The following is a 25,232-nucleotide window of genomic DNA, read 5'->3' on the forward strand; positions in this document are numbered from 1 at the left end:
CCCCTAAATGATTTAGTAGCGTGACTTTAGGCTCACTCTGAAACGCAACGATTGACCAAATTATAGTAAGGCTGCAAAGTGTCAATTATTACCGGATAAAATTTAAGTCAGGGATGAAAAGTGAAAATAAAAAATGTACGAATTAAAAACTATCGTCTGCTCAAAGATGTGTCATTTTCGATTGATGAAAAAACAACCCTTATTGTTGGACGTAACAATACTGGGAAAACTTCATTTGCGGAGGCTTTTCGCAGTTTTCTGAATCCTGCCGGTCCGAAGGTGCGTTATGAGGATTTCAATCAATCCTGTCTTACAGGTTTCGAAGATGCGCTGAATGCTCTGCAAGGCGGCGCTGAAGATGACGTTGTTAGGTCGATGCTTCCAACGATCGAGCTAGAGTTACTCATTAATTATCAAGAAAATGCGGATGAGTATGGCGTACTTGGCGACTTTATTATCGATTTTGACGACCAACTATTTGAAACCATTATCCTGATTTCTTATCAACTAAAAAACGGTAAGATCAGCGAGTTTTTTAGTGGGCTGGATAGCACAAACAGGAAGCAATATTTCTCGGATCTTAGATCACGGATTGGATTGCACTACGAGGCTACCGTTTACGCGGTCGAGCCGACAAACCTGGACAACAAAGCTCGACTTGAGTTTTCATCATTTAAAAAATTGCTGCTGTCGGGTCTTATAAATGCACAACGCGGTTTAGATGACGAAACGCACAATGAACGTGATGTGCTTGGTAAATCGTTAGGTAATATTTTCAAAAGTGCGAGTAGTGTTGGTGCGCCAGAAGCTTTTAAGGCGCAATCAGCTGAAATTAATACTGTCGTCGAAGGATTACAACAAGTCGTTGATACTGACTTTCAGGCAAGGGTGAAAGCTCTACTTCCCACCTTAAATATTTTTGGATATCCTGGTCTGCACGATCCAAATTTAAGCGCAGCAACCGAACTCAATGTTAAATCACTGCTGGAAAGTCATACCCGCGTTTTTTATCAACGAGATGATCATTTTACATTGCCTGAAACCTATAACGGATTGGGAATGCGGAATCTAATCTTTATCCTCTTCCGAATTTATGAGTATTTCCGTGAGTTTCAAAGCCATCAAACGCCACCGAAAGGGCATGTAATTTTCATAGAAGAGCCCGAGGCACATCTTCATCCGCAAATGCAGGAAGTATTTATTCGACAGCTTGAGCAAATTGTTGAGCAGTTCCAGCGTGAGCTAAATGACCAGCAGGTGTGGCCTGTACAATTTATCGTAAGTACTCATTCCTCGCATATTGCTAACGAAGCTGATTTTAGCAAAGTTCGTTATTTCCTTTCCAAAAATGGAAACGAGACCAAAGTTAAGGATCTGGGTATTGCTTTCCAAAGTGACGAAGCAGCATGCGACAAAGAGTTTTTGCATAAATACCTGACGCTCACAAAATGCGACCTGTATTTTGCAGACCGAGCGATCCTTGTTGAAGGGGCGACTGAAAGGATATTGTTGCCTCAAATGATTAAAAAAGTTGATGCTGCTTTAGGTACTAACTTAAGGCAGAAATACCTGTCAGTTGTCGAAATTGGTGGCGCTTATGCACATCACTTCTACAAATTCATAGATTTTCTTGAGCTTAAAACCCTCTTTATTACTGACCTAGACGCAGTTTATTCGAAACAACATCATGCCGCTGTAATGGTGAGCCACGGTGATAGGTCGAGTAACGTCGGCATTTCAAGATGGTTTGGCGGAGAGGGTTATTCTGACTTAGCTGCTATTAGAGCTAAAGATTCAGGTTCTAAAATTTTCGGATGCCGGCGACTTGCCTTTCAGGTAGATGAAGATGTTAGTGGCTTATGCGGCCGTAGCTTTGAAGATGCATTTATCTTGGCTAATAGCGAGTTATTCCAGCTAGATAACTTAACTGGTTCCGCACTTGAGGCTGCTGTTTTTGAGGCTGCAAAAGAGATCGGCAAAAAGAGCAAAGCGGACTTCGCTATTGAATATTGCATAAGTAATACGGATTGGCTGGTTCCAAAGTATATTCAAGAAGGGTGTGCGTGGTTAGACGATGACCCAGCTGCAGCTGTTGCAGGAGTGCAACCATGACAACACTGAGCCCAGCAGCACAAGCATCAGCTGAAACGCTAGAAAGCTTAAGAGGTTGTATTAAGCAAGGGCAATGTTTCAGATTGGAAGCCGGTGCTGGAGCGGGAAAAACCTATTCGTTGATTGAGTCGCTCAAGTATCTGATTTCTTTACGTGCTAATGAGTTTTTAGTCTCTGGAAAACACGTTGCCTGTATCACTTATACAAACGTGGCCAAAGACGAGATCAAGGCAAGAACCGATAATAATCCGGTCATTTTTGCGGATACGATTCATGCTTTCAGTTGGAGGGTTTTACAAAACTACCAGGAGCAGTTGAGACAACTTATTCCTACCCTTGGAGCAAAGTGGCAAGAGAGAATTGCAGAATCGGCAGGGATTGGTAATCAAACGGTTAAGTACGATTTAGGTTTTGCGTCGATTAAAGAACATGAAATTTCTCTCCATCATGACGACGTTGTCGCGTTAATGGCTCGTATGTTAGCGTTTCCCAAATTCCAGAAATTACTGAAAAGCAAATTCCCAATTATCTTTATTGATGAATATCAAGACACTGATAGCGCGCTTGCCGAAAGTATCGTGCAAAACCTTATTGATAATGACTCAGGAATTGTTGTTGGTCTTTTTGGCGATCACTGGCAAAAAATATACGGTTCGTCAGCTTGCGGTTTGATTAGCAGTCCTGCAAGGAAAATCATCGAGATTGGCAAACGAGCCAATTTTCGTTCTGATAAAGATATTGTTGAATGCCTCAATCGCATGCGTCCCGAGTTACCTCAGGCTGAATCAGACCCCAACTCCACAGGAAGTATAAAGGTTTACCATTCAAATGAATGGCAAGGTACTCGGCTAGCTGGTGCACATTGGAAAGACGATCTTCCTGAGGAAGAAACTAGACGATTTATCCAGCAAACCAAATCATTAATGGTTGAGCATGGTTGGGATATGTCGTTATCTAAAACCAAAATACTGTTCTTGACGAATAACCTGATAGCTACCGAACAGAAATTCAAAAATCTCGCAGATTGCTTCAAATATTCAGAAGACTATCTGAAAAAAAATGACAAATACATTGAGTTCTTTGTCGAAACTGTTGAGTCGACTGCGCTAGCTTTCCAACAACGTATGTATGGTGAATTGCTTCAGATTAAAAAGAAAAGCCGCTCCTACTTAACGTCGCAAGCTGACAAAACCGCTTGGAATGAGAATTTAGCAAGGTTAATGCGGCTTAGAGAGACTTCTACAATCGGTGATGTTTTAGACCTGTTGATAATTACGAATATGCCAAGAGTGCCGGCAAAAGTCGCGGATTCTGAAGTCCGCTATCAAACACTATCCGCCCGAGATCAAGAGTCATTGGAACCAGATGAATTGAGTTTTGTCGAAAAAATTAGGCGTCTTCGCGCTGTGCGTTACTCTGAAGTCATAAATTTGGCCGAGTACATAAATGATAAAACCCCTTTTTCAACTAAGCATGGGGTAAAAGGCGCCCAGTTTGATAATGTTCTAGTAGTTTGTGGCCGTGGCTGGAGTCACTACAACTGGGATCAAATGCTTGAATGGATGGAAGACGGTGTTCCAAAAGGAAAAGGTGATACTTTTGAACGAAATAGAAACTTGTTTTATGTCAGCTGTTCAAGGGCAAAACATAACTTAACCCTTCTCTTTACGCAGGGGCTTTCTGATAAATCACTAGCCACTCTTGATAAAATCTTTAGGCATGAAAATATCAAAGGCAGTCCATTTAAGGTTTGAAATAAATCAAACAAGATTTGAGTGTTGTGATTCAGGTGTCTTTGAAAATATGCTTGCGTTGTTAGTTTGCGATAAAAACCGAACTACCATTTGCATCGAAAAGTAACACACTAAATGGACACCCATAGACAAAACTGAACCATCGTCAGGTCGTAGCGGATTAGGGAGCGAATAAAAGGAGGTATTTTTTCTAATCCAATAGAACTTAACTAGACTCAATACTCTAAACGGTTTCTGTCCAAAAACGTGCTGTTTATTTCTTTAAAACTTACTGACTACGCCAATGCTAGAAAGGTGAGCCATGGTGATTAGCGAGACGACCGTCCGCCCCATGGACGGGGCGGTCGAGCATCCAAGGACGGACTTGCTGCGTGTCGGTGAGCGAATGCCATGGCTCATCATAAGCCAGCACTTAAAGAATTAAATGACCAAGTTTGATCCTTCAGCAGTGCTATCCAGAAATTCTTAAAGTACTTCTGTCCAAAAGCGTGCCCAGTATCTACTTCAAAACCGCAGGTTACGTTAATGCCAAAAAGGTGAGCCATGGTGATTAGCGAGACGACCGTCCGCCCCATGGCCGCTCTTTGGCATCCATGCCATCGCGGCATTTGTGAATCCTTTCACATCAGATGGGGCGGTCGAGCATCCAGGGAGGGACTTGCTGCGTGTCGGTGAGTGAACATCATGGCTTGCCCATTAGTAGGGGCCAGCATTTAAGTTACCAAACAAGTTATTTAGTCGTACTAGGCCTCTATTTTTAACGCTATTCTGTCTGTTTTTAAGTCAGTATGTTCGCAACCTTTTGACTTCAAACAGAGAGCATTCACCTGTAAATACGTGATTTTAGCGTGCAACTGCTGTAGCCTCGTGGGAATTTATTGTTTCTTGTTCTGATCTTTTAGGATGCAACCTTAGAGCTTTGCCATCTAAGGTTGTTGGTTATTTTCCCCGTGACTTTTGCTGAGCCTATCGCTCGTCAGCAAAGCGTTCACTCATTAGATAGGGTGTTATGTGAATGCACTTCAAAACCTAATTAGGCCGTTCAATTTCGTCAAACTAGCTGTGCTGGCATTGCTAAGTTTTTTGGCTGGCTGTTCTTCAATGCAGACGGGTGAAAATGGTAACTGGGTGGGATTCACTGAATCGGGTCAGGCTTCCTTTTATGGGGATAAACATCAAAATAAGCAGACGGCCAGCGGTGAGTTTTACAAACATAAATTAAAGACGGCGGCGCATAAAAAGTTACCCTTTGGTTCGAGCGTTAAGGTCACTAATGTTGATAATGGCAAAAGTGTGATTGTAAAAATCAATGATAGAGGGCCTTTCGTGCGTGGCCGCATTATTGATCTGTCTAAATCGGCGTTCAGTAGCATAGGCAACACTTCCTCTGGTTTGATTGACGTGAAAATAGAAGTGATTAAGTAGCGGCTATTTTGAAAAGGATTATTTCGAAAGGGTTGTCTCGAAAAGCTATCTTGAAACACTGCTTCGCCGCAATTTAATGATTGAGTGTATGAAACCGAGTCGACGCTTTTAAATAAAATCCCAAAGCAGACAATTTGTTAAGCCGATATTTGGGCTTTACGGCATTTGGTGAGAGACTAGCGGCAGATTTGGATAACAGTAAAAGGACCCGCTATGGAATACCCACTAGTAAGTACGCAGTGGCTCGAAGCACACCTCACCGATCCCCATTTAGTCTTGCTCGATGCCAGTATGGAAACCGTTATTGGTAAAGAACCTCTGGTTTACGATGAGCCTATTTGCATTCCGCGCTCACGTCGATTCGACTTGGAAAATGTGTTTTGCGATAAGACTTCAACTCAAATCCATGCCTTGCCGACGTTTGAACAATTCAGCCAAGGGATAGCGCAACTTGGGATTGAGGCCGACAGTGTTATCGTTATCTATGATAACCAAGGCATTTATTCATCTCCACGGGCGTGGTGGACCTTTAAAGTTATGGGCTTTAATCGAGTCTATGTACTCGATGGTGGCTTGCCTCAGTGGATTGAAGAAGACCGCATCACCTCATCGCGTTATCAAGCCGAAGGCGTCGATTACGGCCCGACGGATATCGATACATTAGCTGATGTGCTGCAATACCACCCCGAGCGGGTGATGGATGCCGAGGCCGTGTTATCACGTATCGAAGATGCCGGAACCGCTATTGTCGATGCCCGTGGTGCGCCACGCTTTTTAGGCCAAGTGAGTGAGCCGCGCCCCGGTGTGCGCTCAGGACATATTCCTCGCTCGGTTAACTTACCCTTCGCTCAAGTGCTCGATGGCAATAAAATCAAAAATACCAGTGAGTTACAGGCTATTTATCAAGGGTTAGCAGCGGACAAGTCCGCACGGATATTTAGCTGTGGCTCTGGGATTACGGCGTGTATTTTAATCTTAGCTTCGGTTGCGGCAGGGCATACGCATCCCATCCTCTATGATGGCTCGTGGGCGGATTGGGGCAGTCGTACCGATCTGCCGATTGAGTGCTAATAGTGCTGTGCATTGATTGAGTCAGTTCAGTTTTGAGCATTATGTCATTGCAGTGTCGTAACCACTGCGTTGTTTGGCTACATCACCAAGGAGGATCCCTTGATTGGCAGATTGATTGATAAGTTGGTTTTTGGGTTGATTCTTGTGATTGCCTTGCAGTTGCCGCAACTGGCTGATCATTATCAGCAATTTCTCGCTGGACTCTATGCATCTACCCAATGGCAGGTAGAAGGTTACGAGGCAACGGCTAAGGAATATCATTATGCTGATGCTGATGCTGAGGCCATGATTGCTCGTCACCAGCAAAATGAGGAGCCAAGCGTGCGTGCCGACGCCGAGCAAAAGGTGCAGACAATCGCGCTTTATAAAGAGTTAACACAGGGCTTGGCGATGTTTAACACGGGCAATTTGTTTGAAAAAACTGCTTATATGTTTAACCCCGTTCGCTTTGATTATCTTGAGAAAACCGTCAGTAACTTTAAGCCAGGAATACCTTTAACCACCAGTGGGATTGGTTTTGGCGTTGTGGTGGCGTTAGTCGTGCATTATCTCGGGTCAATCCCTTTTATCCTGTGGGCAAGGCGTCGAAAGCGGCAGAGATTAGCGAGAGCAAATTAGCTTTTAAAAGTTGTTATGCTTGTTAGAACGCGGCGATCTCTTAGGCGAGGCTTAGCGTTGTTGCAGCCCTAATTGTAAAGAATGACTTGCAGTTGAATGACTCGTATCTAAATAGCGAGTGGTTAAATGGCTCGCGCATATGACAATGATGCCCATCTGATTGTTTATCCGATGGGCATCATGCGTTATGGTTTAAAACCAGTCCTTAAGACCAGCCCTTAACATCTGTTCTTGAAAAATGCTTTAAATAAGCTTTAAAACAAGTCTTTAAATCTGTGATACAGCATGCCAGCCGCGAGCATAGGTGAGCGGAATGTCGGGCCGCCGGGGAAGGTCATGTGTTTGATTTTTGCGAACACATCGAAATGTCCCGCCTGTTGGCAAATAGCCTCGGCCAGTAGTTTTGCCGCCATATGAGTGGCATTCACCCCATGTCCTGCATAGGCTTGGGCGTAGAAAATATTATTGGCATCGGGCAGGCGACCAATTTGTGGCATACGGTTCGCGCCAATGCCTATCATGCCGCCCCATTCATAATCGATGCGCACGCCTTTTAACTGTGGAAACACCTTCTCCAGATTCGGTCTCAGTGCCGCTTCAATATCTCTGGGGTCTTTACCCGAATAAGTACAAAGGCCACCAAACAGCAGTCGACGATCTGCGGATAAGTGAAAGTAATCTAAGGCAATTCGCATATCGGCGAAGGCCATATTCTGCGGGATAATGCTCGCGCATTGGGCCTCAGTTAAGGGCTCGGTCGCCAATAAATAACTGCCAGCGGGTAATACTTTACCCCCAACAAAACTGTTAAGTTTGTGGCCAATATACGCATTGCCAGCCAGTACTAAGTATTGGCAAGTGACTTCGCCCTTGGCGGTCATGACCTTAGGTTTAGCGCCTTGAATGGTTTTTTCGGCGGCGCTGTATTCAAACAATTGCACGCCCAGATTACGGGCGACGCGTGCCTCACCCAGAGCAAGATTCAGCGGGTGTAAATGGCCGCTGCCCATATCGACCAGCGCACCTTGATAAAAATCTGAGCCTATGACTTCACCTAATTGTGGCTTAGTTAACAGCTTGATTTCTTGCTGATAACCCATGGCCTTGAGTGCGCTAAATTCTTCTTCAAGCTCATCCATGTGGCGAGGTTTAACTGCTAAGTCGCAGTAACCCATTTGCAGATCGCAGTCGATACTGTGTTCTTGTATGCGATTTCGCACAATTTCGACGGCTTCAAAGCCCATCTGTTGAATTGCTTGAACACCTTCAGTGCCTATTTCACTGTGAAATTGCGAAGGGTCATGGCCTATGCCGCGAATGAGTTCGCCGCCGTTTCGCCCCGATGCGCCCCAGCCAATGCGCTTGGCTTCTAATAGGACGACACTCATGCCGCGCTGTGCGAGTTCTATGGCGGTATTGATACCGCTAAAGCCGCCACCCACTATGCAGACATCGGCACTGATACTGCCTTCGAGTTGTGGGTGCGCATAAATTTCTTTAGCAGTATCAACATAATAAGAGTGTGGGTACTGTTCGCTGTGCACTGGAGGTTTGCTTGCCATTATGGCTCCAAAAAATTGTTTTTATTGTAAATTGGACTTGTCTCAGTATACTCATCACACTTTTAACATGACGCAAAAAAGTGTTCGTTTTATTTAACACGCTTTTTATGTAGAATACAATGAAAGCAGTAAAACACGCGCTTTTTGGGCGAAAATGCGTTCAGGATGGTGTTTATCCTGAACAACCTGTTCGTCATCTATCGGGGTTGACCCGAGCCTTCAGGGGGATGTGAAATTTGGATATTGGAGCCAGCCTCAAAACTGTTCGAAAAATGAAAGGCTTATCTCAACGAGAATTGGCCAAACGTGCTGGTGTGACTAACAGTACAATTTCAATGATCGAGAAAAACAGTGTTAGCCCGTCAGTCAGCTCTCTAAAAAAAGTGCTGTCGGGTATCCCGATGTCTTTAGTGGATTTTTTCTCCATTGAAGCCTCTGCGGATAGTGAGCAAAAGGTCGTCTATCGATCCAATGAATTACTGGATATCGGCACTGGACCACTTGAATTTAAACTGATCGGCCGTGATTATCCGAATCGCGCTATGTCAGTGATGAGTGAAATTTATCCGCCCGGTTCAGATACGGGTGAAGAAATGCTGAAGCACGAAGGTGAAGAGGCTGCCATGGTGATCGAAGGTAAATTCGAACTCACTGTGGGTGATGAAGTGTATATTTTGGAAGCGGGTGACAGTTACTACTTTAATAGTGAAGTGCCCCATAGATTCCGCAATCCCTTTGATGAACCTTGCCGTCTGGTGAGTGCGACTACGCCTGCGAACTTCTAGTTAAGTCATCAACTTACCCTATTATTCAACATATTAGGCCACTTATTCGCTAGAAGTGAGTGGCGTAATACTGTTATTCAACACAACTGCGGATTTACCTCCTTTCTAATCCTGTCATATTTGTTATATATCCTCTTCTTTGTGTAAATAATATTGGTTCAAATTTAGCTCGAATACGGTTTAATTTACGCTGCTAAAAGTGAGTTTTTTGCCAGCTGAAGCACTATTTTATTCACATGAAATAACATTAAATAACCAAAATATAGGTTTAACTACATGTTATTTATGCTTATTAAACACAAGTGGATGAAATAATCTTTAACAAGTGCTTAACCTCTTGCCTAGTGTGAAATTTCGGTGTACTGTGTGAAAAAATGAACATTTAAAGACAAAGTGTTCGTTATGCTTGTAAAACGAATTCTAAAGGTGAGATATGTCAGCCGATTTGCCCCTCATAGGTGTTATTGCTTGTAATCAACAACTGGGTTCACATCCCTTTAATATTGTTGGTGAAAAATACCTTTTAGGTGTAGTTAATGGCGCGAAAGGCTGGCCGTTAGTGATCCCATCGTTAGGCGGCGATTTACCGATAGACGCGATTTTAGAACGTCTTGACGGTATTTTGTTTACTGGCTCTCCTTCTAATGTAGAACCCCATCTTTATGCAGGCCAACCGAGCGAGCTTGGTACACACCATGATCCTAAACGTGATGCGACGACTTTGCCGCTGATCCACGCTGCTATTGCTGCTGGGGTACCTGTATTAGGTATTTGTCGCGGTTTTCAAGAAATGAATGTGGCTTTTGGTGGCAGTTTGCACCAGAAGCTATATGAGGTGGGTGGCTTTATTGAACATAGAGAAGATAAAACCGCATCCTTAGATGTGCAATATGGGGCTTCTCACAGTATTACTGTTGAGCCCGGGGGGCTTATTTACGAGGCCTGGGGCCGTAACTCTGCAGAGGTCAACTCTGTGCATACTCAAGGCGTGGAGCGTCTGGGTGTTGGGTTGCGGCCAGAAGCTTATGCTCCAGATGGGTTAGTGGAGGCTTTCTCCGTAATAGGTACTAAAGAATTTGCCCTCGGTGTGCAATGGCATCCAGAGTGGAAGGTGAGCGAAAATCCGTTTTACCTCTCCCTTTTCAATGCCTTCGGTGATGCATGCCGGCGCAGGGCTACAACTCGAGTGAAATAATAATGAATAAGCTAATCGCTTTTTTAAAAGAACGAAAAATCACAGAAGTCGAATGTGTTATCAGTGACATGACTGGCATCGCCCGCGGCAAGATTGCACCAGTCGATAAGTTTCTCGATGAAAAAGGCATGCGTTTACCCGAAAGCGTGCTGTTACAAACCGTCACCGGCGATTTTGTGAATGAAGATGTTTACTACAGCTTGCTCGATGCTGCGGACATCGATTTTGTCTGTGTACCCGATGAAAACGCTGTTTTTATGTTGCCTTGGACCATCGAAGCCACGGCGCAGGTGATCCACGATTGCTACGACAGAATGGGTAATCCGATTGAGCTGTCACCACGTAACGTATTGAAAAAAGTCTTGTCTCTCTATGACGAACAGGGCTGGGAACCGGTTATCGCTCCTGAAATGGAGTTCTATTTGACCCGTCGTAGTGACGACCACGATTTACCCCTAAAGCCACCAATTGGCCGTTCAGGTCGACCCGAAGCGGGCCGCCAGTCTTTCTCTATCGATGCAGCCAACGAATACGATCCTATGTTTGAAGACATGTACGATTGGTGTGAGCTTCAAGGTTTAGATATCGATACCTTAATCCATGAAGATGGCCCTGCGCAGATGGAGATTAACTTCAGCCATGGCAATCCATTGTCCCTTGCTGATCAAGTGTTTATCTTTAAACGCACCTTGCGCGAAGCGGCACTGAAGCACGATGTTTGCGCTACCTTTATGGCCAAACCTGTGACTGACGAACCTGGTAGTGCAATGCACATTCACCAGAGTGTGGTCAATAAAGAGACAGGAAAAAATATTTTCACCAATGAAGATGGCACTAAGAGCCAGTTATTCTTGGGATATATCGCCGGTCTGCAAAAATTCATCCCTGAGTTGCTGCCGCTGATGGCACCCAATGCTAACTCTTTCCGTCGTTTCCTACCCGGCACTTCAGCGCCAGTGAACTTAGAGTGGGGCGATGAAAACCGCACCTGTGGATTACGTATTCCAGAGTCTTCACCACAAAACCGTCGTATCGAAAACCGGATTCCCGGCGCCGATGCTAACTGTTATTTGGCAATTGCCGCGAGCTTATTGTGTGGTTATATCGGCATGGTTGAGCAGCTAAAACCTTCGACGCCAGTGCAGGGTAAAGCCAACGAAAGCCGCAGTAACAACACCCATTGTTTGCCTTTAACCTTAGAAGAAGCGTTAGCGGCGATGGAAGAAAGTGATGCCTGTAAGCAGTATTTAGGTGAAGCCTTCACCACAGGTTTTGTGGCGGTGAAACAGGCCGAACTTGAAAACTTCCGCCGTGTGGTCAGCTCATGGGAACGTGAATTCCTATTGCTCACTGTGTAATGTTTTTGGATTGAGTGTACTGACAGTGTCGCCGCGTTAACCCAAGGAAAACAGAGGTTAATGTCGGTCATCCCAAGGCTGAGGTGTGCACTGTTTTAGTGAGATTGCACCCAACCGGTGCAACTCACTTGTTAAATAATCTGATGGTTTTTAATGGCTTGTTGATTAAGGTGATTATTCAATTCAGATGCGTGTCCGCTAGAGAAGTGAAATATGCCTAACTGTTTTAAGTCGCTCGTTTGATAGAGTCGCTAACTAATTGTTAGTCATATTTAAAATGTGTTTTATTTTAGTGGTTTTTGCGATTACTTAGGGACTTGAGGCATTTGCCTTAATGTTGCAATATGTACAAGCAGTGTCATATCTAGTCTATTTTTTTGAGTGTTAATGCAATACCGATGCCTCGAAAATTTGGCACGAAACCTGATACTTAACAAATTGCAGCAAGATATAAAGGTGGCATGGAACTCATGCCGTAGAGACTGCCGATGCGGTTTGTAAGGTGTAGCATTGGTCGAAAATAACAACAATATCCGGATAGCCCGGTGACACAATGTCAGAATTTGCTTAAGCAATTCTGCTACCCGAGAAAGGAGAAAGCATGAAGCTATTTAATAAGATGACCACTCTAGCTCTGGTCACTGCGAGCGTATTAGCGAGCGCAGCGGCCCAAGCGGAAGAAGTGGTTCGCGTGTATAACTGGTCAGATTATATCGCGGAAGATACCTTAGAAAACTTCAAGAAAGAAACGGGCATTCGGGTAATTTACGATGTGTTCGATAGTAACGAAGTGCTTGAGGCTAAATTACTGTCTGGTCGTAGTGGCTACGATATCGTTGTCCCTTCTAACCACTTTCTCGCTAAGCAAATCAAAGCGGGTGCTTTCAAACCTTTAGATCGCGCTAAGCTACCTAACTTCAAAAATTTAAATCCCGCCCTGATGAAGCTACTTGAGAAAGCCGATCCGGGTAACCAGTATGCCGTGCCTTATTTATGGGGAACCAATGGTATTGGTTACAACATAGATAAAGTGAAAGCGGCTGTGGGTGAAGATGCGCCATTCAACTCAATGGAACTGATCTTCAATCCTAAATATGCTGAAAAAATCTCTAAGTGTGGCTTTGCTATGCTGGACTCTGCCGACGATATGGTGCCCCAAGCACTGATTTATTTAGGTTTAGATCCTAACAGTTCCAACCCAAGCGATTATGAAAAAGCTGGTGAGTTACTGGAAAAAATCCGTCCTTACGTGACCTATTTCCACTCATCCCGCTATATTTCTGACTTAGCAAACGGTGACATTTGTGTGGCCTTTGGTTTCTCTGGCGACGTTTTCCAAGCTAAAGCACGTGCTGAAGAGGCGGGTAATGGCAATAAGATTGGTTACTCGATTCCAAAAGAAGGCGCCAACCTGTGGTTTGATATGTTAGCTATCCCAGCCGATTCGACTAACGCAGATAATGCACTGACGCTGATTAACTATTTCCTCCGTCCAGAAGTCATAGCGCCTATCTCTAACTATGTCGCCTATGCTAACCCGAACGATCCTGCACAACCTCTGGTTGATGAGGCTATCCGCACCGATCCCGCGATTTACCCACCACAAGAAGTGTTAGATAAACTTTATATTGGTGAAATCCGTCCTTTGAAAATCCAACGCGTATTAACCCGTGTTTGGACCAAAGTGAAGTCCGGACAATAGTCGATAAGGGGCAAGCCTAGCTTGCCCCTAGCTTGGCAGACTGGCTATGTCCAATCCTATGCATAGTTCATCCACGTATAGGATTTGACACAGTTTGGTTAACCTCTTTTCATTCATTAATCGTGTTGAACCCAGAGTTTGAGCGTATTGACGCATCATTTTCGGGTGGAGAAGTACTATGGCAATCACCTCGGGCGTCACCAATAAACCGACAACAAAGACGCAAGAAAAAGTACTGCTCAGAATTGAGCGGGTAAGCAAGTTATTTGATGACGTGCGGGCTGTCGACGACGTGTCATTAACTATCAATAAAGGCGAAATCTTTGCCTTACTCGGCGGCTCAGGCTCGGGTAAGTCGACGTTATTACGCATGTTAGCGGGATTTGAAAAGCCCACCTCTGGCCGTATTTTCCTCGATGGCGAAGACATCACAGATTTACCCCCATACGAACGTCCGATCAATATGATGTTCCAATCCTATGCTTTATTTCCCCACATGACGGTGGCGCAAAATATTGCCTTTGGCTTGAAACAAGACAAATTACCGAAAGCGGAAATAGAGCAGCGTGTGCAGGATATGCTCAAGCTAGTGCACATGGAGCAATACGGTAAACGTAAGCCACATCAGTTATCCGGTGGTCAACGTCAGCGTGTTGCCTTGGCTCGTTCACTGGCAAAACGGCCGAAATTATTACTGCTCGATGAGCCTATGGGCGCATTGGACAAAAAACTGCGTACCCAGATGCAACTCGAAGTGGTTGAAATTCTTGAGCGTGTCGGTGTGACCTGCGTGATGGTGACCCACGATCAAGAAGAAGCCATGACAATGGCGGGGCGCATTTCCATTATGAGCGACGGTTGGATTGCCCAAACAGGCTCGCCAATGGATATTTACGAAAGCCCGAATAGCCGCATGATTGCCGAATTTATCGGTACAGTGAACTTGTTTGGTGGCGCGATTGAAGTGGATGAAGTAGACCATTTGATCATTAAACCTAATGAGTTGGCTCAATCTTTCTATGTCGGTTACGGGGTGTCGACCAACGTCGAAGACAAAAATGTGTGGCTCGCTGTGCGTCCTGAAAAGACCATTATTAGCCGCGAACAGCCTGAAGGTCAGTACAACTGGGCCAAGGGAATCGTACACGATATCGCGTATTTAGGCGGTATTTCAGTGTATTACATTCGTTTAGAGAATGGTCAAATCGTACAGTGCAGTATGACTAACCGTGAACGCCGCGCCGATCATGCCACATGGGATGACGAAGTGTTCATCAGTTGGGAGGACACCAGTGGCGTGGTGTTGAGATCATGAAGATACCGACTAAATTAAAGTGGCTCAAAGGCCGCATTTGGACCATAGGCATACCCTATGCTTGGCTGTTATTGTTCTTCGCCTTGCCATTTGCGATTGTCCTTAAACTGAGTTTTTCGACGGCGGCGATTGCGATCCCGCCCTATGAAGCCACGTTCCAATATGCCGATGATGTATTAAATATCTTCCTGCATTTTGGTAACTATTTGATGTTGCTTGATGATTCGCTGTATTACATGGCGTATCTCAGCTCATTGAAAATGGCGTTAATTTCGACCATCGGCTGTTTGATTATTGGCTATCCAATGGCCTATGCGATTGCCCGTGCGCCAGCGCGTTTGCAAACTGTATTGCTGCTGTTAGTCATGTTGCCTTCTTGGACCTCATTTTTAATCCGGGTTTACGCTTGGATGGGGATCTTAAGTAACACAGGGATCATCAACCATTCGCTGATGTGGCTGGGAATCATCTCTGAGCCGTTACAAATCCTCAATACCAATATTGCCGTGTATATCGGCATCATCTATGCGTATTTACCTTTTATGATTTTGCCCTTGTACGCCACCTTAGTGAAACTCGATATGAGTTTGATTGAAGCCGCGTCTGACTTAGGCTCAAGCCGTTTAAATACCTTCTGGAAAATCACTTTTCCGCTGTCAAAAAGCGGTGTGATTGCCGGTTCTATGTTGGTGTTTATTCCTGCCGTGGGTGAGTTTGTGATCCCTGAGCTACTCGGTGGTCCAGATTCCTTAATGATAGGTCGAGTCTTATGGCAAGAATTCTTCAATAACCGCGACTGGCCTGTGGCTTCGTCACTGGCGATTGTAATGCTGGGCTTATTGATTATTCCTATTACCTTATTCCATCGCTATCAGGCGCGTAGTTTGGAGAAAGACCTATGAAAAAGTTAAGTTTTTCTTCAGCGATGTTGTGGTTTGGCTTGTTCTTCCTCTATGCACCTATGTTAGTGCTGGTGATTTACTCCTTTAACGACTCTAAATTAGTGACGGTATGGGGCGGATTTTCACCTAAATGGTATGGCGAGTTATTTCAAGACCAACAGATTTTAGACGCTGTATGGACCAGTCTACGGATAGCCTTTTATAGCTCAACCATGGCGGTGATTATCGGCACTATGGCGGCTTTTGTGATGACACGCTTTAAGCGTTCATGGGCGAAGCTGACATTATCGAACATGATCACTGCACCACTGGTTATGCCAGAGGTGATCACGGGTCTGTCTTTGCTACTGCTATTTGTGCACATGGCCGACTTGTTTGGTTGGCCGAAAGAGCGCGGCATGTTGACCGTGTGGATTGCGCATTCGACCTTCTGCGCCGCCTATGTGGCTGTGGTCGTGTCGTCAAGATTGCGCGAGCTGGACATGTCTATCGAAGAAGCGGCAATGGACTTAGGGGCAACCCCGCTTAAGACTTTCTTCTTTATCACAGTGCCTATGATTTCGCCGGCGCTGGTGGCGGGTTGGTTGTTGTCATTCAGTTTGTCCTTGGACGATTTAGTGATCGCAAGCTTTGCCTCGGGCCCAGGTGCGACGACGCTACCTATGGTGGTGTTCTCCTCGGTACGTTTAGGGGTTTCGCCTAAGATCAACGCTTTAGCGACACTGATCATTCTGTGTGTTTCGTTAATCGCCTTCTTGTCTTGGTATATGGCAAGGCGGGCAGAGAAACGCGACCGCACACCGATGAACTAGTTAGCTTAATCTTGAGGTGGCTTTGGTATCGTCAAAGCCACCCTTGTTAATTGTCACCGCTCCCATCACCGCTTCGCTTTGCAGGCCAGTTCTGCTACTCGACACCATTAGCATGACATCGCTGCGCTTAAGAATATTGCGTGTTTGAAATATCAAACAAAATGTAAATTATTGCACTTTTCTGGCTAGTGTTTCGTTTTCTGAAGGTGTAGGATGTGATGGCTGTTTAAAATAATGAACATTAGAATTCAAGGGAACAACATGTCTGCCATAGCTCACGCTGGATCATATTATGCGGCATCGGCCAACGATAAGGTTGAACGTCCGCGCCTAGAGGAATCGATTGAAGCCGATGTTTGTGTGATTGGCGCGGGTTATACGGGCCTTTCTGCTGCGCTACATTTATTAGAATCTGGCTTTAGTGTGGTGGTGTTAGAAGCCGCTCGCATTGGCTGGGGCGCCTCGGGCCGTAATGGCGGACAAATCGTCAATAGTTTTAGCCGTGACATTGATACTATTGAAAAAACAGTCGGCAAAGAACAAGGTAAACTCTTTGGCCAAATGGCCTTTGAGGGCGGAAAAATCATCCGCGATCGGATTGCTAAGTACAACATTCAATGCGATCTAAAAGATGGCGGCGTGTTTGCTGCGATGAACGAAAAACAAATGGGTCATCTGCGCCATCAAAAGCAACTGTGGGAAAGCCACGGTCATGTGAATCAGCTCGAACTCCTCGATGCCAAAGGCATTCGCGGTGTGGTAAATACTGAGCGCTATGTCGGTGGTCTGCTCGATAAAAGCGGCGGCCATATTCATCCGCTTAACTTAGCTCTTGGCGAAGCGCGTGCGGTCGAATCCCTCGGCGGCAAGATTTTTGAAGACTCAGCAGTGCTGAGTGTCGATGAAGGCGATAGCCCAGTTGTGCATACGGCGCAGGGCAGTGTCAAAGCCAAGTTTGTGGTCGTGGCGGGTAACGCCTATTTAGGTAAGTTAATGCCAGAGTTGCAGGCGAAGTCTATGCCCTGCGGCACGCAAGTGATTACCACTGAGCCTTTGAGTGACGATCTGGCCGCGAGCTTATTACCGCAGGATTACTGCGTCGAAGACTGTAACTATCTACTCGATTATTTCCGTCTGTCTGGCGACAAGCGGATGATTTACGGCGGCGGCGTAGTGTATGGCGCCCGCGATCCGGCGGACATTAAGTCGATCATTATTCCGAATATGCTCAAAACCTTCCCGCAATTAAAAGATGTGAAGATCGATTATGCGTGGACAGGTAACTTTCTGCTGACGCTATCGCGCCTGCCACAGGTCGGTCGTATCGGTAAGAACATCTATTATTCACAGGGTTGCAGTGGCCACGGTGTCACTTATACCCATCTGGCGGGCAAGTTACTGGCCGAAATGCTCAACGGCCAAGCCACGCGCTTCGATGCCTTTGCTGCATTGCCACATTATCCATTCCCCGGTGGTCACGCACTTCGCGTCCCTTTTAGCGCTATCGGAGCTTGGTATTACACGTTAAGAGACAAACTAGGTCTCTAACACCATTACTTTTAAGAAGCTAGATAGCTTCACAATACGAGGAAATCCTTGTGCAATTAAATGATCCGAGTTTGCTACATCAACAGTCTTTTATTAATGGTCAATGGTGTGATGCCGTTTCTGGTGACACGCTAAAGGTGGTTAATCCCGCAACTAATGCTCTGATTGGTCATGTTCCTAATATGGGACAAGTTGAAACTGAGATGGCGATTAAGGCGGCAGAAGCGGCTTTACCTGCATGGCGAGCGCTCACAGCCAAAGAGCGCGGCGCTAAGTTAAGGCGTTGGTTTGAATTGCTCAATGAAAACAGTGATGACTTAGCATTGCTCATGACGACCGAGCAGGGTAAACCGCTGGCAGAAGCCAAGGGTGAAGTGACTTATGCCGCTTCGTTTATCGAGTGGTTTGCCGAAGAAGCTAAACGTATTTATGGCGATACCATTCCCGGGCATCAAGGGGATAAGCGCTTGATGGTGATCAAGCAGCCTGTCGGTGTAACCGCTGCGATAACGCCGTGGAACTTTCCTGCGGCGATGATCACTCGCAAAGCCGCTCCAGCGTTAGCTGCGGGTTGCACTATGGTGGTAAAACCGGCGCACCAAACACCATTTACCGCATTAGCGATGGCTGAACTCGCTAAGCGTGCTGGTATTCCTGCGGGCGTATTTAGTGTGTTAACGGGTGATGCGGTGCAGATTGGTAATGAAATGTGCAGCAACCCGATAGTGCGTAAGCTGTCTTTCACTGGCTCAACCAATATCGGTATTAAATTAATGGCGCAATGTGCGCCTACCTTAAAAAAACTGTCGCTAGAGCTTGGTGGCAATGCACCATTTATCGTGTTTAACGATGCCAATATCGATGCCGCTGTCGAAGGCGCTATGATAGCTAAATATCGTAATGCCGGCCAAACCTGCGTCTGCGCTAACCGCATTTATGTGCAAGACGGTGTATACGACGAGTTTGCCTTAAAACTCAGCACTGCAGTGGGCAAGCTTAAGGTTGGAGAGGGCATCAAGGAGGGCGTCACTACGGGTCCGTTGATCAATGCTGCCGCGGTCGAGAAAGTGCAAAGTCATCTTATCGACGCCATAGCTAAAGGCGCATCAGTGCTCGCTGGTGGTAAAGTCCACGACCTTGGCGGTAATTTCTTCGAGCCAACCGTGCTCACTAACGTTGATAAAAGCATGCTCGTTGCCCGCGAAGAGACCTTTGGTCCACTCGCGCCGCTGTTTAAATTCAGCGATGTCGACGATGTGATTAAACAAGCTAACGATACTGAATTTGGCCTTGCCGCTTATTTCTATGGCCGCGATATTTCACTGGTGTGGAAAGTCGCCGAAGCCTTGGAATACGGCATGGTAGGGGTCAACACTGGCTTGATTTCGACGGAAGTCGCACCCTTTGGCGGGATGAAATCCTCTGGACTGGGCCGTGAAGGTTCTAAGTACGGAATCGAAGAATATTTAGAAATGAAGTACATCTGCATGTCCGTTTAATACGGTCCGATTTGGCGTGTGAGGAACACTAAATGACAACAACCAATGATTCATTGATGGCACGTCGCCAAGCCGCAGTTGCGGGTGGTGTCGGGCAAATTCACCCAATCTTTACCGCGCGCGCCGAAAACGCGACCGTGTGGGATGTTGAAGGGCGCGAGTTTATCGATTTTGCGGGCGGCATTGCTGTGCTTAATACCGGTCATCTTCACCCTAGAGTGAAGGCGGCGGTTGCGGCTCAGCTGGATAATTTCTCCCACACTTGTTTTATGGTGCTTGGTTACGAGAGCTATATCCAAGTGTGTGAAAAGTTAAATCAACTGGTGCCTGGGGATTTTGCCAAGAAGACAGCATTATTCACTAGTGGTTCTGAAGCGGTTGAAAACGCAGTTAAAGTGGCGCGTGCCTATACCAAACGTGCTGGCGTGATTGCGTTTACGTCTGGCTACCATGGTCGCACTATCGCAGCCTTAGCACTGACCGGAAAAGTCGCGCCTTACAGTAAAGGTATGGGTCTGATGTCGGCGAATGTGTTCCGCGCTGAGTTCCCGTGCGAGATGCACGGCGTGTCCGATGATGATGCTATGGCTTCGATTGAACGTATTTTTAAAAATGATGCCGAGCCAAGTGATATTGCCGCCATTATTTTAGAGCCAGTACAGGGCGAGGGTGGTTTCTACGCTGCATCACCTGCCTTTATGCAGCGGTTGCGCGCATTATGCGATCGTGAGGGCATTATGCTGATCGCCGATGAAGTGCAAACGGGCGCTGGTCGTACCGGCACTTTCTTTGCCATGGAGCAAATGGGCGTGAGTGCGGATATCACCACTTTTGCTAAATCTATTGCGGGTGGTTTCCCACTTTCGGGCATTACTGGCCGCGCGCAAGTGATGGATGCGATTGGTCCGGGTGGTCTTGGCGGTACGTATGGTGGCAGCCCGTTAGCGTGCGCCGCAGCGCTTGCTGTTATTGAAGTGTTTGAAGAAGAAAAACTGTTAGACCGTGCCAATAGCATAGGTGAGCGCATTAAGTCTGCATTGAACGTGATGCAGGTCGAACATGCCCAAATCGCCGATGTGCGTGGTTTAGGCGCGATGATCGCTATCGAATTAATGGAAGATGGTAAACCTGCACCGCACTATTGCGCGCAAGTGTTGGCTGATGCCCGTGACCGAGGATTGATTTTATTATCCTGCGGCACTTACGGTAATGTGCTGCGTATTTTGGTGCCATTAACCGCGCCGGATGCACAAATTGATGCAGGCCTTGGTATCCTCAAAGCCAGCTTCGATGCCGTACTGAAAAGCTAATATTGCTTTGATATAAAAGCTGTTTTAGATGACAGTCTTACATAATAAAAATCCCGCTTCGGCGGGATTTTTATGGAAGTGGCGATTGTTTTGGCGTTTGCCATTTTTACTGCCAATGGCTTTCAGCACGAGTCAGTTTACTGAATCGCTACTGTTTAATCTCCATTAGGATCTGCAGCGCTTTTTTGCGTTTATCAAGATCGTACAAGTCATTGGTGAAGATAAACTCATTCACGCCAAGTTCTTTGACGATCATTTCCAAACGATGCTTAATCGTCGCTGGACCGCCAATGACAGATAAACCTAAGAAATTATCGACATAGGTTTCTTCTTGCGCACTCCACAAGCCATCCATCGTTTCAACCGGAGGTTTTAACCATAACTCGTGACCACGGATAAGCGCCAGTACGCGCTGTTTCGAGGTCGTGCCCAGAAATTGCGCTTCTTCATCAGTGTCGGCGGCAACGAGCGGCAAACCTAACATCACATACGGCTTATCAAGCACTTGAGAAGGTTTAAAATCGCGGCGATAGATTTCAATCGCATCGTAAAGAAAACGTGGGGCAAAGTGGCCCGCAAACACATAGGGCAAACCGCGCTGCGCCGCTAACTGTGCGCTAAAGAGACTCGAGCCCAATAACCAAATCGGCACATTGGTGCCTTCCCCTGGAATCGCTCGCACCGCATGGCGACCATTATAAGGGCCGAGTAAGGTTTGTAATTCACTGACTTCTTCAGGGAATTGTTCGGCGCGACTAGTATCACGGTTCAGTGCTCGGCTGGTAACTTGATCGCTGCCCGGTGCGCGTCCCAGTCCTAAATCGATGCGACCAGGATAGAGACTTTCAAGGGTGCCGAACTGTTCGGCGACCACTAATGGCGCATGGTTTGGCAGCATAATGCCACCCGCGCCGACGCGAATACGCTGCGTATTGCCAGCAATATAACCAATTAATACTGAGGTCGCCGCGCTGGCGATACCGGGCATATTGTGGTGTTCGGCAAACCAAAAACGATTAAAGCCGAGGCGATCGGCTTCCTTGGCATACTGCAAACTATTGTTCAGCGTTTCACCGACAGTCGAACCTTGGCGCATGGGCGCGAGTTCCAATAGCGAGAAGGGAATATCGGCCAATATTGATGTCTGTTGTGACATAGTGTCTCCAAGTGACTGCCGTCTTTTGCTAGCGAAAACAAGCGGCGCTAACTGTGTTAGTCGCATTGCTAGTGGCATTGTTAGGCGCATAGCGAAGAACAAGCGTTAACGGCTCAGTCTTGATGAATAAAAAGGTATTCAGTGTTATTGATATGGGGCTAAGTACCGCGCTTCTCAAGCTTGAACGGCTAACTCTTTCCCATTCGTTATTTCATTAGTCATGTCAATTTGAGTTTGCACTTGAGCAGCGCTATTAAACTGAGTGCGTCTGGGTTCATACTTGCTTTGTAACAAATCGAGACGGTGAAGTCATCCCAGCGTGAGGGACGATAATGTGGAACTGAAGATCTTATTCTCAGCAACTCAGCGCTAGGCCTGTCACTGCGGGATTGGGTGACGTTTGCTACAGCTCATTTGGTTATGAGTTGCAACACAAGGGTATAACTAAGTGAAGTGATAAAAAACTGCCGACAGCAGGGCTATCGGCAGTTGATGTTATGCAATAGATAAATCGCTATTGTCAGTCGAGCATTACTGCTCGGCTTTCACATCCCGTAGCGATGCTGCAGCACTTTCATTCTCAGTATTATTATGTGAATGGTGAGTCTCAGTCAGGCGACGCATTAGCGGTAATACCGCAAGGGCGAAAAAGGTACAGACCACAGCCGCGATACCCAACTTATTAAATAGGCTGGTGTATACGGGCAAGGTTTGCAGTGGATCGACTAAATCTTTCGGCACACTGGCGAAGTTAGCGACCACACCGCCCAGATACTGTGAAATACCTGAGGCGACGAAATAGGCGCCCATCATAAAGCCGCCCATACGCGCAGGCACGTAGCGGGCAATCATAGCAAGACCAAGACCACTCACCAGCAATTCGCCTAAAGAGTAAGAGGCATAGCCCCAGATCATGATCCATGAAGAGGTTTTACCGTTGACGGCGAATTGTCCGGCAAAGCCATAGATAAAGAAGCCTATAGCCACGACGGCAAAACCGAGGGCAAATTTCGCCGCGATAGAGAAGTCTTTATCATTGCGACCTGCCCACGAATAACTCCAAGCCAAGATTGGACTTAACACCATAATCCATAATGGATTTAATGCTTGGAACTGGGCCGGAGACCAAGTCCACAAATGGGTACCAAAAATTTGGAAATCCCAGTCCACGTTACGCAAGGCAAACAGCGCCAATGACGTCGACATTTGTTGATAGAAGATAAAGAAGAACACGGTTTGCACTGTGAGGATCAGCGCCGCAATCAGTCCCGCTCGTTCACTGGTTTCGCTGGTGCGGATCAAGTGGAAGAAAATGGCCAATACGGCTACGCCAGCGGCGTAAACAAAGACACGGGCAACCGCTTCATATTCCAGAATAATGGCCGAAGCGACAACCGACAATGCGGATAGAGCTAACACAATTGCGAGGCTTTTCTTGTTCACTGGGCGAGTATCTGGCTCAGAACCGTAATGGACTAAACTCTTACGCATAAGTGCATAGTTGCCTAAACCCACCAATATGCCGACACAACACACGGCAAAGGCGGCATGCCAGCCAAACTCGTTGCCATACTGTGCGTTGACGTAATCTTTAATCCAAGGCGTGAGCAACATAGAGAAGGTCGAGCCAACGTTGACCGCCATATAATAGATGGTAAACGCACTGTCGATTTTAGAATCGTCACCTTCGTAAATTTTACGAACTAAGTTACCCGCATTCGGTTTGAACAGGCCGTTACCGACCACAATCACGCCGAGCGCTGAAAACATAAACCACGTATTTTCAGTGGGTACGGCCATCAGCGCATAACCCAGAGACAAAATCCCCGCGCCGAGCAGCATAGTGCGTTTAGTGCCGAGGATCTTATCCCCAACCCAACCACCAATCGCCGGTGATACATAAATGAGCGCCGCACAGGCACTCCATACTAAGTTTGCACGTGAGTCATCAAAGCCAAGGCGCTGCACCATAAAGTACACAATCAGCGCTTGCATGCCGTAATAACCAAAGCGTTCCCATAATTCGATAAGAGACACAGTCATAAATGAATGTGTTTTACTTACCGGAGCAGTCCCAATAGTCATATCGCTTGCTTCCAACATTGTTGTTTTAATATTTGAGTTCAAAAGTATAAGGCGATAACCCAAGCAAACCAATGGCAGAGACTGGCAAAACAGACTTTGTTACAAATGAATTGATGAATTTTAAGGTGTGTTTAAGGCGTTGGACTGTGTTAACTACGACTTTGGGGACGTCAATAAACCCAGCTAAACCTAAAGTCGTCAGCGTCAGTCACTGTGAGATAACACTTTGTGAATCGCTGGGTTAGCGGACTGAGGGTTTAAACTCGATAAAAATATTGCTCGTTAGCCGGCCTGTTCTTGGGTTGGCATCAATATCGGTTTGTGGGTTCACTAAGGTGGAATGCAGCAAATTACCGGGATAAATCACTAAACGATTCGGGCGATACTCGACTTGATGATAAATCTCATAATGACTGTTGCTTTCAACACAATAGCCCGACGGATGGCGAGTAATGTCATCGACTAAAGGTTGAGCCGACTTAAAGTAGTCTGGCATACGCTCTTCATTTATCCGCTCAAAACCCGTCGGAATATGGCGGAAAAATGCCGTATTGCCATGGGGGCCGTCGTTTAAATAGTGCAACAGCGCGAAATAGTGCGGTGATGGAGTATCAAAATGCGGCAGGCATTGCAGCGGTTTAAGCTCACACGCGGGGGTGCTGATCAGCGAGAAATACAACGCCTGTAATTTGATGCTTAAGCTCGAAGGGATTTGATAAACATCATAAATCAGTTGGTACACAAGATTGAGTACATCGGTGACATAGGCCTGCGGCAAGGGGGCACGCACGCCGGGGTAAAAAGACCCGTTATCGGCAGAAAAGTGTGCTTGGTTGTAGGCACACTCACGTATTGGCAATAGATCCGCCGCAACATCATCGATAATAATCAAGGGCGTCTTTTCATTGCCAAGATAGACTAGCTGAGGCGTGAGCTTGACTGTCTGTTGCTTAGTTGCCTGCTGCTTAGTTGCCTGTGGCTTAGCCGTATTCGTGTTGCGCTCGATGGTTTGCATCCCTGTAC

At 46.3% G+C, this 25,232-nt stretch carries 19 protein-coding genes; 15 read left to right on the forward strand and 4 right to left on the reverse strand.

Translation table 11 applies throughout. The features are described 5' to 3' along the window. The first annotated feature begins 120 nt into the window (after positions 1-120). The 5 genes from AC5YB3_RS17300 to AC5YB3_RS17320 all read left to right on the forward strand — a co-directional run bounded on the left by AC5YB3_RS17300 (position 121) and on the right by AC5YB3_RS17320 (position 6,980). Positions 121-2,112, forward strand: coding sequence for an ATP-dependent nuclease (locus AC5YB3_RS17300; RefSeq protein ID WP_494525812.1), 1,992 nt, complete (start codon positions 121-123; stop codon positions 2,110-2,112). Next, complete coding sequence (locus AC5YB3_RS17305) at positions 2,109-3,866, forward strand: UvrD-helicase domain-containing protein (RefSeq protein ID WP_494525813.1); 1,758 nt, start codon at positions 2,109-2,111, stop codon at positions 3,864-3,866. The genes AC5YB3_RS17300 and AC5YB3_RS17305 overlap by 4 nt, the downstream gene beginning before the upstream one ends. Before the next feature lie 1,011 nt (positions 3,867-4,877). Next, a complete protein-coding gene (locus tag AC5YB3_RS17310; protein ID WP_474329032.1) occupies positions 4,878-5,291 on the forward strand; it encodes a septal ring lytic transglycosylase RlpA family protein in 414 nt (137 codons plus the stop codon). Positions 5,292-5,504: 213 nt separating this feature from the next. Then, positions 5,505-6,362 carry a sulfurtransferase gene (locus tag AC5YB3_RS17315; RefSeq protein ID WP_494525814.1) on the forward strand — a complete coding sequence of 286 codons (858 nt, stop codon included), beginning with the start codon at positions 5,505-5,507 and terminating at the stop codon, positions 6,360-6,362. Between the two features lie 99 nt (positions 6,363-6,461). Further along, positions 6,462-6,980, forward strand: a complete 519-nt coding sequence (locus AC5YB3_RS17320; protein WP_494525815.1) for a DUF2937 family protein — start codon at positions 6,462-6,464, stop codon at positions 6,978-6,980. 254 nt (positions 6,981-7,234) lie between these two features. Here AC5YB3_RS17320 and AC5YB3_RS17325 read toward each other — a convergent pair whose 3' ends face one another. Continuing rightward, positions 7,235-8,542, reverse strand: a complete 1,308-nt coding sequence (locus AC5YB3_RS17325; RefSeq protein ID WP_494525816.1) for an NAD(P)/FAD-dependent oxidoreductase — start codon at positions 8,540-8,542, stop codon at positions 7,235-7,237. Positions 8,543-8,778: 236 nt separating this feature from the next. Here AC5YB3_RS17325 and AC5YB3_RS17330 point away from each other — a divergent pair, with 236 nt between their 5' ends. From AC5YB3_RS17330 to gabT, 10 genes are all read left to right on the forward strand, one after another. Further along, on the forward strand, positions 8,779-9,327 hold the full coding sequence (locus AC5YB3_RS17330) for a cupin domain-containing protein (protein ID WP_006080693.1): 549 nt from the start codon (positions 8,779-8,781) through the stop codon (positions 9,325-9,327). 433 nt (positions 9,328-9,760) lie between these two features. Next, positions 9,761-10,522 (forward strand): gamma-glutamyl-gamma-aminobutyrate hydrolase family protein, encoded by a 762-nt coding sequence (locus tag AC5YB3_RS17335; RefSeq protein WP_006085017.1) that lies wholly within the window; start codon positions 9,761-9,763, stop codon positions 10,520-10,522. A 2-nt stretch (positions 10,523-10,524) separates the two neighbouring features. Further along, entirely contained in the window at positions 10,525-11,880 is a 1,356-nt protein-coding gene (locus AC5YB3_RS17340) for a glutamine synthetase family protein (protein WP_494525817.1), read from the forward strand. Positions 11,881-12,481: 601 nt separating this feature from the next. Then, on the forward strand, positions 12,482-13,582 hold the full coding sequence (locus tag AC5YB3_RS17345) for a polyamine ABC transporter substrate-binding protein (RefSeq protein WP_006085019.1): 1,101 nt from the start codon (positions 12,482-12,484) through the stop codon (positions 13,580-13,582). A 178-nt stretch (positions 13,583-13,760) separates the two neighbouring features. Beyond that, positions 13,761-14,897 carry a polyamine ABC transporter ATP-binding protein gene (gene potA, locus AC5YB3_RS17350; protein WP_006080699.1) on the forward strand — a complete coding sequence of 379 codons (1,137 nt, stop codon included), beginning with the start codon at positions 13,761-13,763 and terminating at the stop codon, positions 14,895-14,897. Further along, positions 14,894-15,799: an ABC transporter permease subunit gene (locus tag AC5YB3_RS17355; protein WP_006080701.1), complete on the forward strand. Its 906-nt coding sequence runs from the start codon at positions 14,894-14,896 to the stop codon at positions 15,797-15,799. Before potA ends, AC5YB3_RS17355 begins: the two co-directional genes overlap by 4 nt. Then, entirely contained in the window at positions 15,796-16,611 is an 816-nt protein-coding gene (locus AC5YB3_RS17360) for an ABC transporter permease subunit (RefSeq protein ID WP_494525818.1), read from the forward strand. The genes AC5YB3_RS17355 and AC5YB3_RS17360 overlap by 4 nt, the downstream gene beginning before the upstream one ends. Positions 16,612-16,872: 261 nt before the next feature. Next, the gene (locus tag AC5YB3_RS17365) at positions 16,873-18,159 is read left to right on the forward strand and encodes an NAD(P)/FAD-dependent oxidoreductase (RefSeq protein WP_012196784.1); all 1,287 of its coding nucleotides are present in this window, start codon (positions 16,873-16,875) and stop codon (positions 18,157-18,159) included. Between the two features lie 50 nt (positions 18,160-18,209). Further along, positions 18,210-19,658, forward strand: coding sequence for an NADP-dependent succinate-semialdehyde dehydrogenase (gene gabD / locus AC5YB3_RS17370; protein WP_259215147.1), 1,449 nt, complete (start codon positions 18,210-18,212; stop codon positions 19,656-19,658). A gap of 32 nt (positions 19,659-19,690) precedes the next feature. Further along, positions 19,691-20,968: a 4-aminobutyrate--2-oxoglutarate transaminase gene (gene gabT / locus AC5YB3_RS17375; RefSeq protein WP_494525819.1), complete on the forward strand. Its 1,278-nt coding sequence runs from the start codon at positions 19,691-19,693 to the stop codon at positions 20,966-20,968. 148 nt (positions 20,969-21,116) lie between these two features. Here gabT and AC5YB3_RS17380 read toward each other — a convergent pair whose 3' ends face one another. The 3 genes from AC5YB3_RS17380 to AC5YB3_RS17390 form a co-directional block, all read right to left on the reverse strand. Then, complete coding sequence (locus AC5YB3_RS17380; protein ID WP_494525820.1) at positions 21,117-22,124, reverse strand: LLM class flavin-dependent oxidoreductase; 1,008 nt, start codon at positions 22,122-22,124, stop codon at positions 21,117-21,119. A gap of 531 nt (positions 22,125-22,655) precedes the next feature. Then, complete coding sequence (locus AC5YB3_RS17385) at positions 22,656-24,209, reverse strand: peptide MFS transporter (protein ID WP_494525821.1); 1,554 nt, start codon at positions 24,207-24,209, stop codon at positions 22,656-22,658. Positions 24,210-24,450: 241 nt separating this feature from the next. Then, a complete protein-coding gene (locus AC5YB3_RS17390) occupies positions 24,451-25,224 on the reverse strand; it encodes a DUF6445 family protein (RefSeq protein ID WP_494525822.1) in 774 nt (257 codons plus the stop codon). Positions 25,225-25,232 lie beyond the last annotated feature (8 nt).

Source organism: Shewanella sp. 1311 (genome assembly GCF_059338235.1).

Coding starts and splice junctions, on each gene's coding strand:
- AC5YB3_RS17305 (WP_494525813.1), top strand. CDS start 2,109: ATGACAACACTGAGCCCAGCAGCACAAGCATCAGCTGAAACGCTAGAA.
- AC5YB3_RS17315 (WP_494525814.1), top strand. CDS start 5,505: ATGGAATACCCACTAGTAAGTACGCAGTGGCTCGAAGCACACCTCACC.
- AC5YB3_RS17325 (WP_494525816.1), bottom strand. CDS start 8,542: ATGGCAAGCAAACCTCCAGTGCACAGCGAACAGTACCCACACTCTTAT.
- AC5YB3_RS17335 (WP_006085017.1), top strand. CDS start 9,761: ATGTCAGCCGATTTGCCCCTCATAGGTGTTATTGCTTGTAATCAACAA.
- AC5YB3_RS17340 (WP_494525817.1), top strand. CDS start 10,525: ATGAATAAGCTAATCGCTTTTTTAAAAGAACGAAAAATCACAGAAGTC.
- AC5YB3_RS17345 (WP_006085019.1), top strand. CDS start 12,482: ATGAAGCTATTTAATAAGATGACCACTCTAGCTCTGGTCACTGCGAGC.
- potA (WP_006080699.1), top strand. CDS start 13,761: ATGGCAATCACCTCGGGCGTCACCAATAAACCGACAACAAAGACGCAA.
- AC5YB3_RS17355 (WP_006080701.1), top strand. CDS start 14,894: ATGAAGATACCGACTAAATTAAAGTGGCTCAAAGGCCGCATTTGGACC.
- AC5YB3_RS17360 (WP_494525818.1), top strand. CDS start 15,796: ATGAAAAAGTTAAGTTTTTCTTCAGCGATGTTGTGGTTTGGCTTGTTC.
- AC5YB3_RS17365 (WP_012196784.1), top strand. CDS start 16,873: ATGTCTGCCATAGCTCACGCTGGATCATATTATGCGGCATCGGCCAAC.
- gabT (WP_494525819.1), top strand. CDS start 19,691: ATGACAACAACCAATGATTCATTGATGGCACGTCGCCAAGCCGCAGTT.
- AC5YB3_RS17380 (WP_494525820.1), bottom strand. CDS start 22,124: ATGTCACAACAGACATCAATATTGGCCGATATTCCCTTCTCGCTATTG.
- AC5YB3_RS17385 (WP_494525821.1), bottom strand. CDS start 24,209: ATGACTATTGGGACTGCTCCGGTAAGTAAAACACATTCATTTATGACT.
- AC5YB3_RS17390 (WP_494525822.1), bottom strand. CDS start 25,224: ATGCAAACCATCGAGCGCAACACGAATACGGCTAAGCCACAGGCAACT.